11 protein-coding genes are annotated in these 16,657 nt (G+C 33.4%); 9 read left to right on the top strand and 2 right to left on the bottom strand.

Going from position 1 to position 16,657, the window contains the following annotated elements:
• Nucleotide 1: 1 nt before the first annotated feature.
• The gene (locus ACFFLS_RS18690) at nucleotides 2-1,762 is read right to left on the bottom strand and encodes a hypothetical protein (protein WP_379682440.1); all 1,761 of its coding nucleotides are present in this window, start codon (nucleotides 1,760-1,762) and stop codon (nucleotides 2-4) included.
• A gap of 8 nt (nucleotides 1,763-1,770) precedes the next feature.
• Complete coding sequence (locus tag ACFFLS_RS18685; protein WP_379682441.1) at nucleotides 1,771-2,190, bottom strand: GPW/gp25 family protein; 420 nt, start codon at nucleotides 2,188-2,190, stop codon at nucleotides 1,771-1,773.
• A 158-nt stretch (nucleotides 2,191-2,348) separates the two neighbouring features.
• On the opposite strand from ACFFLS_RS18685, the gene ACFFLS_RS18680 reads away from it, so the two are divergent.
• The 9 genes from ACFFLS_RS18680 to ACFFLS_RS18640 form a co-directional block, all read left to right on the top strand.
• Nucleotides 2,349-2,801 carry a type VI secretion system contractile sheath small subunit gene (locus ACFFLS_RS18680; protein ID WP_379682442.1) on the top strand — a complete coding sequence of 151 codons (453 nt, stop codon included), beginning with the start codon at nucleotides 2,349-2,351 and terminating at the stop codon, nucleotides 2,799-2,801.
• A 5-nt stretch (nucleotides 2,802-2,806) separates the two neighbouring features.
• Nucleotides 2,807-4,174 carry a DUF5458 family protein gene (locus ACFFLS_RS18675; RefSeq protein ID WP_379682443.1) on the top strand — a complete coding sequence of 456 codons (1,368 nt, stop codon included), beginning with the start codon at nucleotides 2,807-2,809 and terminating at the stop codon, nucleotides 4,172-4,174.
• A gap of 698 nt (nucleotides 4,175-4,872) precedes the next feature.
• Nucleotides 4,873-5,460 (top strand): RNA polymerase sigma factor, encoded by a 588-nt coding sequence (locus ACFFLS_RS18670; protein WP_379682444.1) that lies wholly within the window; start codon nucleotides 4,873-4,875, stop codon nucleotides 5,458-5,460.
• Nucleotides 5,461-5,670: 210 nt separating this feature from the next.
• The gene (locus ACFFLS_RS18665) at nucleotides 5,671-6,711 is read left to right on the top strand and encodes a FecR family protein (RefSeq protein WP_379682445.1); all 1,041 of its coding nucleotides are present in this window, start codon (nucleotides 5,671-5,673) and stop codon (nucleotides 6,709-6,711) included.
• 275 nt (nucleotides 6,712-6,986) lie between these two features.
• Nucleotides 6,987-10,301: a SusC/RagA family TonB-linked outer membrane protein gene (locus tag ACFFLS_RS18660; protein WP_379682446.1), complete on the top strand. Its 3,315-nt coding sequence runs from the start codon at nucleotides 6,987-6,989 to the stop codon at nucleotides 10,299-10,301.
• 12 nt (nucleotides 10,302-10,313) lie between these two features.
• On the top strand, nucleotides 10,314-11,687 hold the full coding sequence (locus ACFFLS_RS18655) for a RagB/SusD family nutrient uptake outer membrane protein (protein ID WP_379682447.1): 1,374 nt from the start codon (nucleotides 10,314-10,316) through the stop codon (nucleotides 11,685-11,687).
• A gap of 61 nt (nucleotides 11,688-11,748) precedes the next feature.
• Entirely contained in the window at nucleotides 11,749-12,696 is a 948-nt protein-coding gene (locus ACFFLS_RS18650; protein ID WP_379682448.1) for an ABC transporter ATP-binding protein, read from the top strand.
• Nucleotides 12,697-12,708: 12 nt separating this feature from the next.
• Complete coding sequence (locus ACFFLS_RS18645; protein ID WP_379682449.1) at nucleotides 12,709-14,970, top strand: Gldg family protein; 2,262 nt, start codon at nucleotides 12,709-12,711, stop codon at nucleotides 14,968-14,970.
• Nucleotides 14,971-14,983: 13 nt separating this feature from the next.
• Nucleotides 14,984-16,657 (top strand): M16 family metallopeptidase (locus tag ACFFLS_RS18640; RefSeq protein WP_379689578.1); only part of this gene is annotated, 1,674 nt, incomplete at its 3' end.

Raw genomic sequence — 16,657 nt, 5'->3', positions numbered from 1 at the left:
TTTAGTTGATTGTTATTTGAAATGGAATATTCATAACTGATTTTTTCTCTAAAGTTTCCTTTAAAAACAGCACAATTCTCTGTTTGTTCTCGATTTCTAAAAAGTACTTTTCTTGCAAAATAACCTTTACATCGATAGTTCTAAATACGCCTTCTTTTCTCTGTGTACTAATTCCTACTCCGTCTGTTATGATTACATCTTTTGTAATATCTCTCAAATGATAATGTACTGCAGCTTTAATATCTTGCTTGGTAACCAATCGCTCTTTCGACAGAAAACCATATCTAAGATTAATTAGTTTTTCTACCTTGTTATTTCTATAAATACCGCCAAATGATTGCGTTTCGAAAACAGTCGAATCTTGAACCAATTCTGATAGAATAGTCTGTTTTAAAATAGTTCCCTTTTTTAGATTATTAGCAGCCTGCCCGTTAGAAGTCCAATAAGAGCAGTAGAGAATTTTAGATTTTTCGGTCTCATGAATTAATGCATAAACTTCTTCTTCGTCATTTACCTGACTATAACCAGAATTGATTTTATTCTCAATCAGATTGATTTCTTCATTAATTCTAGACATTGTAGCATCAATATAATCTACATTTATGTTTGAGAAGGCACTAACATCTTCTCGAAGTGCGCGAACTAATTTTTTTAGAAAAAACTTTGCATTTCGAGAATCATAATTTTCTAATCCGCCGTAAAAAAGAGTGAATGTATTGGAAGAAAGAAGATTTGGTTGTTTTATACCGTTAGTAAATTCAGTGTTCCTTTCATTAAAAATTCTCTTAACATCGATAAAATGAGTGTTTTTTTCTGCCATCATCGGAAAGAGACGCCCTTCAACCTGAACATTATGAACTTTATTGTTAAGTTTTCTGTTTACAATCGGAAAAGTGTTGATTTTTATCTGAACTTTATCCAATTCTTCTTTGGAAAAGATTTCTGGAAAAGTAAACTCCAGCCAAATCAATTTTGATTCTTTCTTACTGTTTTTTATTGCGTCTTTATTTATATTAAAGCGATCTAAAACAGACTCATAAACTAAAACATCTGTATTAAGTTTTACTTTATAAATAAAATTTTGGTAAAATGATTTTATGCTTTCCGTGTAATGTTTGTTATCTTGAACTTCCTCAAAAGTTTCATTTTCTACGTCAAGAATATTTCCGGCAGTATCTTTTACGGTAACAAATTTTAAAAATCCGTCTAAAGCTGAGTTATCAGTTATAAAGGTAAATTTAAGAGAATTCAATTTTTCTAAATTTTCTTTAGAAATATCCAATCCTACCCATATACTATGATCTTTTACTTTATTTTCAGCCGGAAGAAGCGCCGTGTTTTTTGAAGAATCAATCAAAAACGAGTTATACATCTGATAACAAATTTCGCCTTCAATAATATTCTCATTTGTAAAAGGAGTAAAATAAAGATCATAATTAACCGCACTGGTATTACTTGGCTTTACTACAAACTCAATGTCATCTTCGAGCAAAACAACACCATTTACTGCAGCTGTACTTGCCAGGGCATGCGCAGGCATTGGAAGATTCCATTGACTTGGTACAATCTCCTGAGAGATTCTTTCAATAATTTTGTTATCAGATTCGACTCCTTCATTATGTAAATAATAAAATTCATTTACAAAGACTTCCAATAACATCATGACCAAAGGATCGGCCATTTTTATATCTTCAATTCCCCAAATTTCTAAACACTTTCTTTGAATTCTATTTTTTATTTCAATAAACTTAACGTCCTGCATATATTTTTTTATTGTGATATTGGGGAAATATTCAATTTTGTTTGAAAATTAAATGGTATTTGGCTTTCTATTATAGACCCTTTTACGGTTATGCTTACTTTTCTTCTAATGCTCGAACTTAATTCACTGTCATCAATTTCATCCAAAGAGATTATGACATTACTTAGAATTAATCTTTTTTCAAACTCAAAAATTGATTCATATAATGATTTCCTGACTAAATCTTCCCAATCTCTTTTCTTTATATGTTGGTTAAATTCTAAATCCCAAATGATAGTTCCGTATCGCGGAGACTCTGGGATTTCTCCAAAGGCAGTAGTAATTATCATCATAATATTATAAGCTATAGATTCGTCAATCTTACAAAAATTTTCTTGTGATCCTTTCAGTAAAGATTTAAAATTTACAGGGTATTTAAGATATTTCATATTAATTTATGATAAATTGCTTTTTTTTGACAAAATACGAGATTTCTCTAATTCTACATAATATGCACAAAAATCCAAATAAATTACCTACAAATCAATTTATTTTTGAAGTTTTTTTTTATTAATTTTACACAATTAACTTAAAATATAATATAATTATGAGCATGTTTAATTATGGTATTGGGGGAAATGAAGTTAAAGTTGATGCAAGTGAGTCAATTTTAGAAATTCCTTCAAACAGAACATTACTAATTCAAAAACTTACAAATGAGCAACCAGTGGCTCCTGAGGCAGTATATGACCTTCAAACTGTCGAATCGGTCTTTGAAAAATTTAAACCGAGTGTAGATTTTGAATTTACAACAGAAGAAGGTTCTGACTTGGACGAATCTATGACTTTTAAAAATTTAGGAGATTTTGGGGCAAAATCAATCAAAGAAAATAGTCCGTTTTTGAATAAACTACACACAGAAAAAGAACAAGCTTATAAAATCGTTCGCCAACTTTCAAGCAACAGAGGCTTAATAAAAGCGATTCAAGACCCAGCGGTTAAAGAAGCAATTATCGAATTACTAGAAAATGCTAAGAACGAAATCAACAACACCAAATAACAATTATGGCTACCCAAACTAAAGAACAAAAAAGTCAAGTTTCTTCTAATGAACAATTGCTGCAAGATTCTCCAAGCAGTAAAATCAACCTACTAAACGAATATGGTGGTTTCGCCTTCTTAGAAAACGTAATCGACGGATTATCAAACTTAAACCCTACTAGAAAAGCAAGAAAAAACATTTTTCTAAACGATGCTCAATGGGAAAATGAAAGAACTACTCTAACAAACAAACTAGACTTATGGCTTGATTTGTTAAAAGACAATAATTCTGTAGAATCGATGATTGAAGTTGCAAATGCAAAAGCCGCTTCTGCAGATGCTACATTAAACAAGAATTTAAAATACGCTCTAAATGTTACTAGAGAACTAGAAACTTCTTATAGAAGTGTGGCTCTATTCTATAAAAACACTGAAAGCGATAAAATTAAAAATGTTACCATTTTAAATGCAGACATTTCTCAATTGAAAGATTTGGACAACACTTTCTTTTTTGATTATGTTGCAAATGAATTAAAACAGAATTTTGACCGATTAGATTTGAGAAAAAACTACTCTATACTTTCAGTGCCAGGATATTTAGGTTCAAACGCCGTTCTTGATAAATGGTCTAAAATAGCGCACGAAAACAAAGCAGTTTTATTAACTGATTTTCAAGATCTTGAAACTCCAGACGACGTTATCGACATCTTCTTTAATGCTAATCATACTGGTGGAGATGTTCACAAATCAAACACTATTATGACTTGTAACTACTTGTTAGGAAGAAGCAAATACGACGAAGTAGGTGAAGAAGATAACTTATATGTACCGCCATCAACATCTTTGGCAGGTAAAATCTACAAAACTTTGATGTCTCAGGTTGTTGCAGGTAAAAAGTTTGGAGGTTTAAATGAAGTAGAAAGCGTTCGTTTTGATTTGAAGAAAAGCGAAATTTCTGAACTTGAAAAGATGGGACTTGTACCAATGGTTAATGAGTACAGTAAAATTATGGCTTTCTCTGCCAAAACATTATTTAACGGAGATAACTTAGGTTTACAGACTTATTCTGTTGTGCGTGTATTTGACCACATCACTAAAGTACTTTTTGATTTCTTAAACAGAAGAGCTTTCGAAAACTGGACTACTAGAACAGAAGCCGATTTAAGAAGTCAAATCATTAAGTTTTTAGACGGAATTAAAGGTCCAACTAATCTTATTGAAAAGTTTACTGTTATGAAAATCGAACAAGATAAAACTCAAAAAGACAGAATCTTATTAGACATTCACATCACACCATATTTCCCTGCAAAAAGTTTCGTTATTCAATTGGACGGACACAAAGGTGACGGACCTGAAGAGGCTGTTTGGCATAGTGACTACAAACAAGTTTAGTAACTAGTGTTTCAGATTGTTTTTTTTGCGATATCGCAACATAATTAACTGACAAATAAAATTTTATATTTTTAAAATAGTAGAAAGAGACGACCTGTAGGTCGTCTCTTCTGCTTTTTGAGTTTTATGATGGTAGCTAAGATTTAAAGTTCAGTCCATTAAAATCAATAAAATTGATTAGAGAGTATTTCTTTTTTCTAAAAGAATTTAAAAACAATTTTAATGTGGAATCCTAGAATCTTATTTAAAACCATTTCTATTTTATAATGCGCTTTATAAGATAGAAATGCAAAAAAATATTGAATTTTAAAATACGATAGGCTTTAAAATTCAATATTAACTTCTTTAAAACTAACAACAAGGAATCCAATTAGAAAATCAAATAATTTTCTGATATAAAAAAAAGGAGCTCATAAAAAAACAAATCTATATTATTTATAAATATACTTCAAAAAAGAGTGAAATTTCAATTGCATTCTGTTCAATTTCCAATTAAAACAAGACTTAACCTACAATATATCAAATATCATAATTTTACTCCATTGAATCTTATGCAAAAGATTATCACTTATTTTTACAATTATTTATTATTTTAATGACAAAATGGTAAAATAACATTTTTATAGGCTTGTTATCGATAAATAATCTTCAATTCAAAAAAAATAAATAATATTGCTGAATTGATTGTCACCAAAAACATGGCTCAGAATTCGAATATAGACGAAAAACAACTTCTTCTTGAATTATCTCAAGGAAGTGAGCTTGCATTTACCAATATGTACAATCGATATAAAAATAGTGTTTATTCTACCGCATTACGAATCACAAAATCTAAAATTCAAGCGGAAGAAGCTGTTCAGGATATTTTTTTGAAAATATGGCAGAATCGAGAAAACTTAGTGGAAGTAACTCATTTTGAGAATTATCTCTATATAATTTCTCGTAATCATCTTTTTAATTCAATTAAAAAAACTGCTCGAGAAACGAATCTGATAGCTGAAATTAAGAAAAAAGATGCTGGAATCATTGATACTGACAGTAATATCAAAGACGAGCAATACAATACTATTTTGAATCAAATCGTAGAACAGTTGCCACCTCAACAGCAAAAGGTCTATTATATGGCTAAAAGAGACGGGCTTAGTCATCAAAAAATTGGTGAAGATCTAGGGATTTCTACAGAGACTGTAAAAAAACATATGGCTCAGGCTTTAAAGTTTATACGTCTAAAAATTTCTCCGTACATGAATATGTTCATGTCCATCCTTCTGCTTTTAAAACTTTAAATTAAAGTTTTTTCTTTCAAAAAAGCTCGGTATTACATTTTTTTACATTTTTTTTACATTTTTTTCATTTTCGACTACTCCCTCCCCTTTTTTAAATGGTCTTTATATAAAAGGGACATAATTAATCTGTTCTTATCCCTAAAATAATAAGGGCAAAAAAAACTCCAAACTATCATTTACTAATAAGTACTAATTTAATTAACGAGACAAATGCAGCAAAAAAAATTCGAAGAGTTATTTGAAGGCTATCTGCAGAACAATTTATCTGATGCGGAACAGCATCAGATGATGGAAATTATTCAGCAGGGCGAGCATGATGATTTTCTTAAGGAAAAAATTCATGAAATGCTGAAGAGTGATTACGTTACAGATGTAATGGACAAAAAACAGAGTGACGATATCTTGAATTACATTTTATCTAAACCAGAAAACGAACCTAAAGTAGTTGATTTAAATCCGAATAGAAGAAGAAAAGTGGTTTTACAATCTCTTGCTGTCGCAGCAAGTATTGCTTTGCTAGTTGCCTTGGGAAATTCACTATTCTTTAAACAAAAAACGGTTACAACCATTGCACCTGAAACACCAGCTGTTGTAGCGCAAAACACCCAGATTGATTTTAGTGGCAAGCAATTGGTTCGCCTTCCTGACGGCAGTACAGTTCTCTTAAACGATAACAGTACGCTAAAATACGATCAGAATTCTTTTGACTCTAAAACTCGTGAAGTAACATTAACAGGAGAAGCTTTTTTTGATATTAAACACAATCCTGAAAAACCTTTTATCGTACATACTGGTAAAATTCAGACCCGAGTTTTAGGAACTGCTTTTAATATTAATGCAAAAAACTCTTCAGACGATATAGAAGTTACAGTTGCACGTGGTAAAGTTCAGGTTGGAGATGTAGAAAAAGTATATGGTGTGATTACTCCAAATCAGCAGATTAAAGTAAATAAAAACACTATGAATTTTGAGCAGAATAATGTCAGCGCAGCCGTTGTGACCGAATGGAAAAGCAATTACCTGATTTTGGATGATTTAAATATGGCTGAAGCTGCTTCTTTAATAGCTCAAAAATATAAAGTGCAGATTTTAATCTCGAATGAGAAAATTAAGAATTGCCGAATTACTGCCAGTTTCTTAAACGAAGAAGATTTAGATCATGTGCTGAAAGTAATCAGCAGTGTTATAGAAACAGAGTATCGTTACAATAAAGCTGGCAACGTTATTTTAGACGGAAAAGGTTGCGAGTAGAGAATAGAGAAAAATAGAATATAGAGAAGAGAAAAGCCGACTAACCTCCTACTTAGAAAGCTTAGAAAATAAATATTAACCTTAAAAACAAGAACCAATTAACCAAAACCAAAATTAAAAAAGCCATCCAGCTCCTACACCAGATGGCTCAGATTTTTAACAATTAATCCAGTAACCATTAAAAAACATGCAAATTTATGAAATTACGCTGTAAAACAACCAAGTTTGACAGTGAAAAGAATTCGTCTTTTTTTCACTTGTCAAAAAAAACCATTATGATTATGCGAATCAGTTTATTCCACATTTTCTTACTGACCTGCGGCACTCACATGATTTTCGCTACCGAAATGAGTGGTCAGAATTTAGAGTCTATATCTGTTGACATTGAACTTCATAATCAGGATATTAAAACGCTGTTTAAAACTATAGAAAGCAGAACCGGATTACTATTTGCCTATCAGCCGCAGATTATAAAAGATTTTCCAAAAGTAACTACGCAGCGCGGACGCAGAACTGTTAGTGATATTTTGAACACTGTTTTTCAAGGTACAAATTTGGTCTATAAACAGGTGGATAAAAATGTTGTGATTTATAAAAAAGAGAATGCTAAAACCGATACAAACACAGGAAAAGCTAATAGTGATAAAGATGTAAACTATATGCTAACTGGAAAAGTACTTGATGAAAACGGACAGCCCCTTCCAGGTGTTTCTGTTGCACTTGTAGGAGGCAACAAACAAGGGATTTCTGATTTTGATGGACAGTTTTTTATCGAACTGCCAAAAGGAAAACACGTTTTAAAAGTATCGTATTTGGGATATAAAACACAAGAAGTTACCGTTGAGGACCAAACTTCAATTACGATTAAAATGCAACCTGACTTAGCTAAACTTGACGAGATTGTAGTTATCGGATATGGAACCACAACCCGAAGAACTTCAACAGGATCAGTAGTTAAAATTACAGCTGAAGATATTGAAAAACAACCAATAACAAATATTTTACAAACCCTTCAGGGAAGAACTCCCGGTGTTTATGTAACACAGACTTCTGGTTATGCAGGAAGTGATATGAATATAAGTATTCGAGGGAGAAACTTTATCGATGGCAGCAATTTGCCACTTTATATTGTAGACGGTGTTCCGTACATTGGTGATGATATTAAACAGCAGACACAGGATGACAATGTAATCAGAGGGGCGCAAAAATCTACAAGTCCATTAAATATCATTAATCCAAATGATATTGAGAGTATTGAAATTCTAAAAGATGCCGATGCAACCGCTATTTACGGTTCAAGAGGTGCAAATGGTGTTGTGCTTATCACAACAAAAAAAGGAAAATCTGGAAAAACAGAATTTACGATTACCACAAATTCTGGAGTTTCTGAAGTAGCACATATGATCAAGACATTAGATACTCCAGCCTATCTTAACATGTTGCAGACCGCATTGGATAATAATGGCGATACGGCTTCTAATTTCAGTAATGGTATTGCCCTAGTTGATTGGAATCCTAATGATTACACCAACTGGCAGAAAAAATTAATTGGAGGTACTGCCAACTTCAATAATTACTCTGCTTCATTAAAAGGCGGAAATGACACGACAAATTTCCTTTTAAGTGGTGCTTATCATAAAGAAACCACTGTTGTTCCAGGAGATTTCAGCTATGATAAATTCTCTACTAACTTCAATATTAATCACAGTACTCTAGATAACAAATTGAAAATAGGTGCTTCGGTTATTTTTGCGACTGATAATAATAGACTTCCCTTTTTTGATATTACTACCTATGCTATAACCACGGCTCCTAACCGTCCGTTATATAATGCTGACGGAAGTTATTATTGGTCTCCAGATTATTTTAGTGATATAAATCCTCTTGCTGCTTTAGGAAAAAGGGTTGATGATAAAGGGCTTAATTTAATTACGAGTATCAGCCTTCAGTATGAAATTGCAAAAGGTTTTTCTTTTAAAACAGATTTAGGCTACGGAAGAGCGCAAATGCAGACCAAGCAATTTATGCCTTCATCTGCCAGCAATCATGTATATGATGAAGCAAACGGATTTGAATCTAACTTTTCAAGATCTTACAGCACATCAACTAATAATACTAATAATTTTACTGTTGAGCCTCAGCTTAATTACAGCACAGCATTATGGAAAGGAAACCTTACAGCTCTTGTTGGAGGTTCTTGGCAGAACAGAAAATCAGAAATGCCTGCATATGTTTATTCAAGCGGATATAGTTCGGATAATTTAATCGGTAATATCTCAACTGCAGAAAATTATTCTGTAAACAATGGTTCAACAGAATACAAGTATATTTCCCTTTTTAGCAGGGTTAACTATAACATTGCTAATAAATATATTTTGAACCTCAATTTTAGACGAGACGGTTCTTCTCGTTTTGGAGCCAACAATCGTTTTGGAAATTTTGGTTCTATTGGAGGTGCATGGGTTTTTTCTCAAGAAAATTTCATGAAAAATATTCCTGCACTTAGTTTTGGGAAAATCCGTTCAAGTTATGGTGAAATCGGAAGTGATGGAATTGGAGAATATCAATATGCCGATACTTTTGAAACACGTACTTACGGAAACGGAAATCCTTCTATGATGGCATCTAGAATAGCAAATCCAAATATCAAATGGGGAGTGACACGCAAATTTGAAGCTGCTTTAGATTTAAGCTTTAACAATGACCGCATTTCATTTACTACCGCTTATTATAGAAACACTTCTAGCAATCAATTGGTTGGATACACACTAAGCCCACAGGCAGGATTTACAACTTACACATCAAATTTACCAGCCGAAGTTGAAAACAAAGGATGGGAGTTTACTTTAGGCACAGCTAACGTTCGCACTAAAAACTTTACTTGGTCAAGTTCTTTTAATATTTCGTTCAACTCTAATAAATTGGTTTCATTTCCGGGTATAGAATTTACCAGCTACTACTCTCAATACATTGTTGGAAAACCGTTGAACAGCCGTTTTCTACATACTTTTACAGGTGTTGATGCAAATGGGGTTGCTCAATTTGAAGATGCAAACGGAGATGGCAGAATTTCTAATGGATTTGCAGAAACCGGAAGAGGAGACAGAAAATATTATGGCCCAGCCTATCCGCAATATTATGGAGGTTTATCTAATACAATAAGTTACAAAGCTTTTACACTTGACTTTTTGTTCCAGTTTGTAAAACAAGATGCTACTACTTTGATGGCCGCTACAGGATCCCAGCCAGGTTATCCTTATGGAACTGCTAATTTTCAGGTCGACGAATACAATGCTTATTTAGCACAAGGAAATACTTTGAGTTCTGGTTACCAAAACAGTTATTTTAATTATCTAGGATCAAATGCTGTAATTACAGACGCGTCTTTTATAAGACTTAAAAACGTAAGTGCTTCGTACCAAATTCCTTTAGATGAAGGTACAAAGAAGTATTTACAGGGTATCCGACTTTCGCTTCAGGGACAAAATTTGGTGACTTTTACCAAATACAAAGGACTTGATCCAGAAACACAAGGACTGGCATTGCCTCCATTGCGCACGATAACTCTTGGAACTCAGTTTACATTTTAAATCTAAAAAATCATGAAAAATATTTCTACTAAATATATTGCAGTATTTTCTTTTTTTATACTGGGACTTACTGGCTGTGATAGTGCTCTTGAAGTGGATCTTCCAAGCAACCAATTGTCTTCAGAAACTGTTTATTCTTCTGATGCCACAACAGAGGCTGCCGTAAATGGAATTTATCAAAGTATGGTGACGGGTTTCTACTACAATCAAATACACAGCGTTCTTGGACAGACTTCAGACGAATTAATATTAAGAAGCGGTCTTACAAATCAGTACACTACTAACGAGCTTATCGAAACTGATGGCTCAATGAGCAGCATGTGGACAGAATTGTACAAAACAATCTATAACGCCAACAACGTTATAGAAGGAATTACAAAAAGTACTACACTTACGCCTGCCAAAACAAAGCAGTGGATTGCTGAAGCAAAATTCTTAAGAGCATATTGCTTTTTTTACCTGACTAATCTTTGGGGAGATGTTCCTTTAGTCCTCACTACAAATATAGATGTATCAGCATTATTGCCACAATCTTCTCAAGACGTTGTTTATGCACAGATTCTTAAAGATTTGACTGAAGCCACACAAGATCTTCCGACAAATTATTCCAATTATGATAATGAGAGAATCAGAGCAACAAAAGCCGCATCTGAAGCTCTATTAGCTAGAGTAAATCTTTATTTAGGAAGATGGAATGAAGCTGCTAACCATGCAACTTTCGTAATCAACCAAACCGGAACCTATAACATGATTACTGGATTATCTTCAACAAACAGTCCTTTTATCTCAGATAACAGTGAAGCTATTTTACAAATTCCTTATTTTAATGTAAATTATACTTATGAAGGATCTTCTGTTTTTGTAAATGCAAATACACCAACTTATTTGCTAAGAAATGGAAATTCATTGTTTGAAGCAGATGATGCTCGAAAAATAAACTGGACCAGAAATGTCACAAGTACCCAAGGTAGTCTTGCTGGTGTAGCCCCAACTAAATATAAAAACAGATTTACTGACTCTCCTGTCGAACGCTCAACAGTACTGAGATTGGCTGAGTTATATTTAATAAGAGCAGAAGCTAGAGTGCAATCCAATAATATTACTGGTGCTCAGCAAGATATTAATGTAATCAGAAACAGAGCTTTATTAGGCAACACTACTCTGACAGATTCTAATCAATTATTAGAATTAATTGCTCTTGAAAGACAGCGTGAATTTTTTGCCGAAAACGGCCACAGATGGCTTGATCTTAAAAGAACTGGCAAAATTAACGAAACACTTTCTGCCCTAAATGGTAAAATCTGGACCGCTACAGATGCTCTGTATCCAATTCCAGAGACAGCTATTCGTTCCAATCCTTTCTTAAAACAAAATTCAGGATACTAAATACTAAAAATAACGCAGGAATGAGTTTTACACATTCATTCCTGCGATTTTAAAAAACACTATGGAAACAACAATTGTAAGAGTTGAGGACTTGTCGCATCAATACAGTAAGGATTGGGCAATACAAAATATTAGTTTTGAAATTAAAACAAATCGAATTTTAGGCCTTTTAGGATCTAATGGAGCTGGAAAATCTACTACAATGAATATTCTTTGCGGCGTTTTAAACCAAACCAAAGGAAACATTTTTATTGATGGAATTAACTTAAAAGAAAACCCAGTCGAGGCTAAAAAACTAATTGGTTTTTTGCCTCAGACACCGCCTTTACATTTAGATTTAACTGTTGATGAATACTTGATTCATTGCGCACAACTAAGATTAGTCCCAAAAGAAAATCTAAGAAACGCTGTAGAAAAAGCAAAAGAAAAATGCGGTATTTCGCATTTCAGCCACCGATTGATCAAAAACTTATCTGGAGGTTACAGACAGCGTGTGGGTATTGCACAGGCAATTATCCACGAACCAAAATTGGTGGTTTTAGACGAACCAACAAACGGATTGGATCCAAATCAGATTCTAGAAGTTCGAAATTTAATTAAGAAAATAGCACTAGACAAAGCCGTAATCTTTTCTTCACACATTCTTTCTGAAGTTCAGGCAACTTGTCAGGATATCAGAATGATTGAAAACGGACACATGGTTTTTTCTGATACGCTGGACGCTTTCAATAATTATATCGAAGCTGATAAATTAACGGCTAGCTTTGAAAATCCACCTGCTGTGGAGGCATTCAAAGAAATTTCTGAGGTTACAGATGCAGTTTACCTGACTCCAAAAAAAGTCCAGATTACGTTCGACGGCACACAGGAAATTGCTGAAAAAATTGTATCGGTTAGTGTTTACAACAACTGGAAACTTCGCGAAATTCAATTTGAAAAAGTTTCACTAGACGAAATTTTTGCTCAATTATCTAAAAAAGCGCCATCAAAAAACGCCATTCTTTCTTAAAAAAATAAACAAATGAAAACAATATATAGAATTGCTAAAACAGAACTCAACACGATGTTCTACTCGCCTGTTGCCTGGGTTGTTTTGGTAATATTTTCAATCCAGTCAAGCTGGAAATTCTTTAATTCGATCGAACGATTTGAAAAAGCACAGAAAATCGGTCAAGGTCTTGACAATTTATCACAGGTTGTTTTTTCTGGTTTCAGCGGTTTGTATACAGAAATGCAGAACTATTTGTATCTATACGTTCCGCTTTTGACAATGGGATTAGTAAGCCGTGAAATCAACAGCGGTTCTATCAAATTACTGCTTTCTTCACCTATTAGAATTAAAGACATTGTATTAGGTAAATATCTGGCTATTGCCGCTTATTGCCTTTTATTTATTGCGATTTTAGGCTTACAAGTTGCTATTGCTTATTTTTCTATCGAAAATTTAGATCTTAAGTTTGCCCTTTCTGGACTAATCGGTTTGTATTTATTGGTTTGTACTTATGCTGCCATCGGACTTTTTATGTCGTGTTTGACTTCTTATCAAGTTGTAGCAGCCATTAGCACTTTGGTAGTTTTAGCTGGATTAAACTTTATTGGAAAACTTTGGCAGGATGTCGAAATCGTAAAAGATATAACTTATTTCCTTTCTATTGCCGGACGTGCAAACGAAATGCTTGAAGGATTGATCATCAGCAAAGATGTTCTTTATTTTGTTTTGGTAAGCAGTCTTTTTATAGTACTGAGTATCTACAAATTACAGACTGGAAGAGATGCGCAGACTGCATCAAAAAGAGTTTTAAAATATACTGTATTAATCGCTGTTGTCTTATCTCTTGGTTATATCACTTCAAGAGCACCGCTTACTTTTTATCACGATATGACTCGAAATAAAGACAATACACTAACCAAAAGCAGTTTAGATGTTGTTGACAAGATAGAAGGACCTGTTAAAATTACTACCTATGTTAACTTACTAGATATCAACTACTATATGGCAATGCCATATTCTCAAAATTCTGATATTGCGAGTTTTGCAAAATATACCCGCTTTTTACCTCAAATAGAAATGGAGTATGTTTATTATTATGATACTTCAACAAATGAAGCTTTATATGCCCAAAACCCAGGATTAAACGACAAACAGCTGGCCGAGAAAATGGTAGAGTCTCAGGATATGAAACTTAAAAAACTATATTCTCCAGCAGAAATCAAAAAAATTATCGATTTAGGACCGGAACAAAACAGAGTAGTCAGAACGGTAGAATACAACGGAAAAAAGACTTTCTTGAGAATGTATGATGACTTATTTAAAGTACCTTTTGAAAAAGAAATTTCCGCTTCATTAAAGCGCTTAGTTTCTAATCCTGTAAAAATTGTATTTGCAACTGGAAATATGGAACGCAGCATTGAAAAAAATGGAGATAAAAATTATAAGACTGGATTTAACGAAATAACATTCAGAAACTCGTTTATCAATCAAGGATTTGAGGTTGCTGCGGTTGATATTAATGCGCAAAATATTCCTGCTGATACAGATATTTTTGTTTTGGCAGATCCTAAAACTCAATTAAGTCAAGGTGCTGTTGATCGTATCAGCAAATATATCGATCAAGGCAAAAACGTAATGCTTTTGGCAGAACCAGAAACCAATTCGGCTTTGGCTTCTATAACAGATAAACTAGGAATCGGATTTACAAAACAGACTTTAGTGCAGGAAAGTGAAACGAATTCACCTGATTTCTTAGTAACTGAGCTTCAAAAAAATGTTGATTCTACAGTAATCAAATTAAGCAAAATCAATAATCCAATTCCGTTTTTAGGAAGCAGCGGTGTTACAACAACAAAGGATGCTGGATTTAAAGTGACACCACTTTTAAAAACCAATAAGCAGCCGGTTTGGGAATCTCAGGCAGGAATTACTTCTATTTCAGAAGATTTAAAGAAACAGCCTTCTTCAAAAGAAATTCCGCTTGTAACTGCTTTAACGAGAAACATCAATGGTAAAACACAAAAAATAATTGTTGCCGGAGATGCCGATTTTATGGGCAATGCCGAATTAAGCCGTGGCGGATCTGGAACGTTTCAATTTGTAACTGATATCTTCAGCTGGTTTAGCAATTCTCAATTTCCAATTGATACTACTCGTCCTCAAAAAACCGACAATAAAATCACGATTACGTCAAATCAGGTTTTCATCGATAAAATCTTGTTTATTGGAATCTTTCCTTTATTGATCATATTGGGCGGTGCTTTTATACTTATTAGAAGAAATAGAAGATAAAATTCAAAAAAAAATGAATACTAAAAAAAATATCATTATTGCGATTATGTCCTTGTCTTTTCAAGGCGCATTTTCGCAGTTTAAAACCACAATTCCGCTGCATAAAGACGTTACGACCGGAAAATTAAAAAACGGTCTGACGTATTACATTCTGCATAACGAAGAACCGAAAGACAGAGCTAGTTTTTACTTTGTCCAGAATGTCGGAGCTATTTTAGAAGATGACAATCAAAACGGATTGGCCCATTTTCTGGAACATATGGCGTTTAACGGAACGGAACATTTTAAAGGAAAAGGCATCATTAAAATGCTGGAAAAAAATGGCGTAAGTTTCGGAAAAGACATCAATGCTTATACGGCTCATGACGAAACGGTTTACAACATCAGTACTGTTCCGGTTACGAATGAAAAATTAATCGATTCTACGCTTTGGGTTTTGCACGACTGGTCGGGTTCTCTTTCTTTGACCAATGAAGAAATCGATGCTGAAAGAGGCGTTATCCGCGAAGAATGGAGAACACGCCGTACAAGTGATTTTCGTTTAAAAATGCAGACTGATCCTGTTTTGTACAAAGGTTCAAAATACAGCAAAAGAGATGTTATTGGAGATTTAAATATCATCAATAACTTCAAATATCCTGAATTGAGAAACTATTACAAAAAATGGTACAGACCCGATTTACAAGCCGTAATTATTGTGGGAGATATTGATGTAAAAGCAATGGAACAGAAAGTAAAAACTATATTTTCTGGAATTCCTTTAGCTAAAAAAGTAGCGCCTCGCACCTATTTTGAAATTCCAAAACATGATGAATTGTATTTTGGAACAGCATCTGATAAAGAAGCTTCGTCAACCAATATTACGCTGCAGTATGTCTTAGATGAACCTTTGGTAAAAGACAGCATTTTGAGCCGTAAAAACGTAATGAATTCTTTTTATACCAGTATTCTAAACAATCGTTTTAAAGAGTTAATTCTAAAAAATCAAAGTTCAGCCTTAAATCTTGGAACTTTTTTTCAGCCCATTTCAAGATTAAATACTTCATTCAATATTTCAGCTGCAGCCAAAAAAGGAAAAACTCTGGAAGCTTTTGAAGATGCTTATACAGAAGCGGAACGTTTAAAACGTTTTGGAATTGCACAAACTGAATTGGATAGAACTAAAAAGCTTTTTATCAGTTCATACGATGATTTTATCAGCAATAAAGACAAAGTGGACAATGACAGCTGGGCAGATAAACTGACGAATTATTTCTTGAAAGCAAAACCGTTTCTTTCTGCCGAAGACGATTATAAATTAATCGTAGGCATTATCAAAAGCATCACTTTAGAGGAAATAAATGCTTATATCAAAACCATTCAGAAGCCAACGAATCAAGTGGTTTTGGTAACAGGTTCTGATGAAGACAAAGCAAATTTCCCTACAAAAGAAGCTGTAGTTGGAGTGATGAAAAAAGTCGAAAACAAGACTTTAGAACCTTATACAAAAAAGGCAAATAATGAACCTTTGATTGCAAAAGAATTAAAACCTGCCGCAGTCAAAAAAACATTTGAAGTACCAGGAATTGCTGCTGCAAAAGGATATACTTTAGAAAATGGCGCTAACGTAATTGTATTGCCAACAACTTACTCGCAAGACCAAGTTGTGTTGACAGCATTTTCTAAAGGCGGTAAATCTTTAGTTAAA

This window comes from Flavobacterium procerum, from assembly GCF_042431625.1.
GTDB lineage: Bacteria > Bacteroidota > Bacteroidia > Flavobacteriales > Flavobacteriaceae > Flavobacterium > Flavobacterium procerum.
Note: the sequence above shows the minus strand (reverse complement) of the source record. Positions and strands in the feature narration are given on the sequence as shown.

Bases quoted from the DNA above. Each gene is read 5' to 3' on its own strand.
- ACFFLS_RS18690 (WP_379682440.1), bottom strand. From the start codon at position 1,762: ATGCAGGACGTTAAGTTTATTGAAATAAAAAATAGAATTCAAAGAAAG.
- ACFFLS_RS18685 (WP_379682441.1), bottom strand. From the start codon at position 2,190: ATGAAATATCTTAAATACCCTGTAAATTTTAAATCTTTACTGAAAGGA.
- ACFFLS_RS18680 (WP_379682442.1), top strand. From the start codon at position 2,349: ATGAGCATGTTTAATTATGGTATTGGGGGAAATGAAGTTAAAGTTGAT.
- ACFFLS_RS18675 (WP_379682443.1), top strand. From the start codon at position 2,807: ATGGCTACCCAAACTAAAGAACAAAAAAGTCAAGTTTCTTCTAATGAA.
- ACFFLS_RS18670 (WP_379682444.1), top strand. From the start codon at position 4,873: ATGGCTCAGAATTCGAATATAGACGAAAAACAACTTCTTCTTGAATTA.
- ACFFLS_RS18665 (WP_379682445.1), top strand. From the start codon at position 5,671: ATGCAGCAAAAAAAATTCGAAGAGTTATTTGAAGGCTATCTGCAGAAC.
- ACFFLS_RS18660 (WP_379682446.1), top strand. From the start codon at position 6,987: ATGATTATGCGAATCAGTTTATTCCACATTTTCTTACTGACCTGCGGC.
- ACFFLS_RS18655 (WP_379682447.1), top strand. From the start codon at position 10,314: ATGAAAAATATTTCTACTAAATATATTGCAGTATTTTCTTTTTTTATA.
- ACFFLS_RS18650 (WP_379682448.1), top strand. From the start codon at position 11,749: ATGGAAACAACAATTGTAAGAGTTGAGGACTTGTCGCATCAATACAGT.
- ACFFLS_RS18645 (WP_379682449.1), top strand. From the start codon at position 12,709: ATGAAAACAATATATAGAATTGCTAAAACAGAACTCAACACGATGTTC.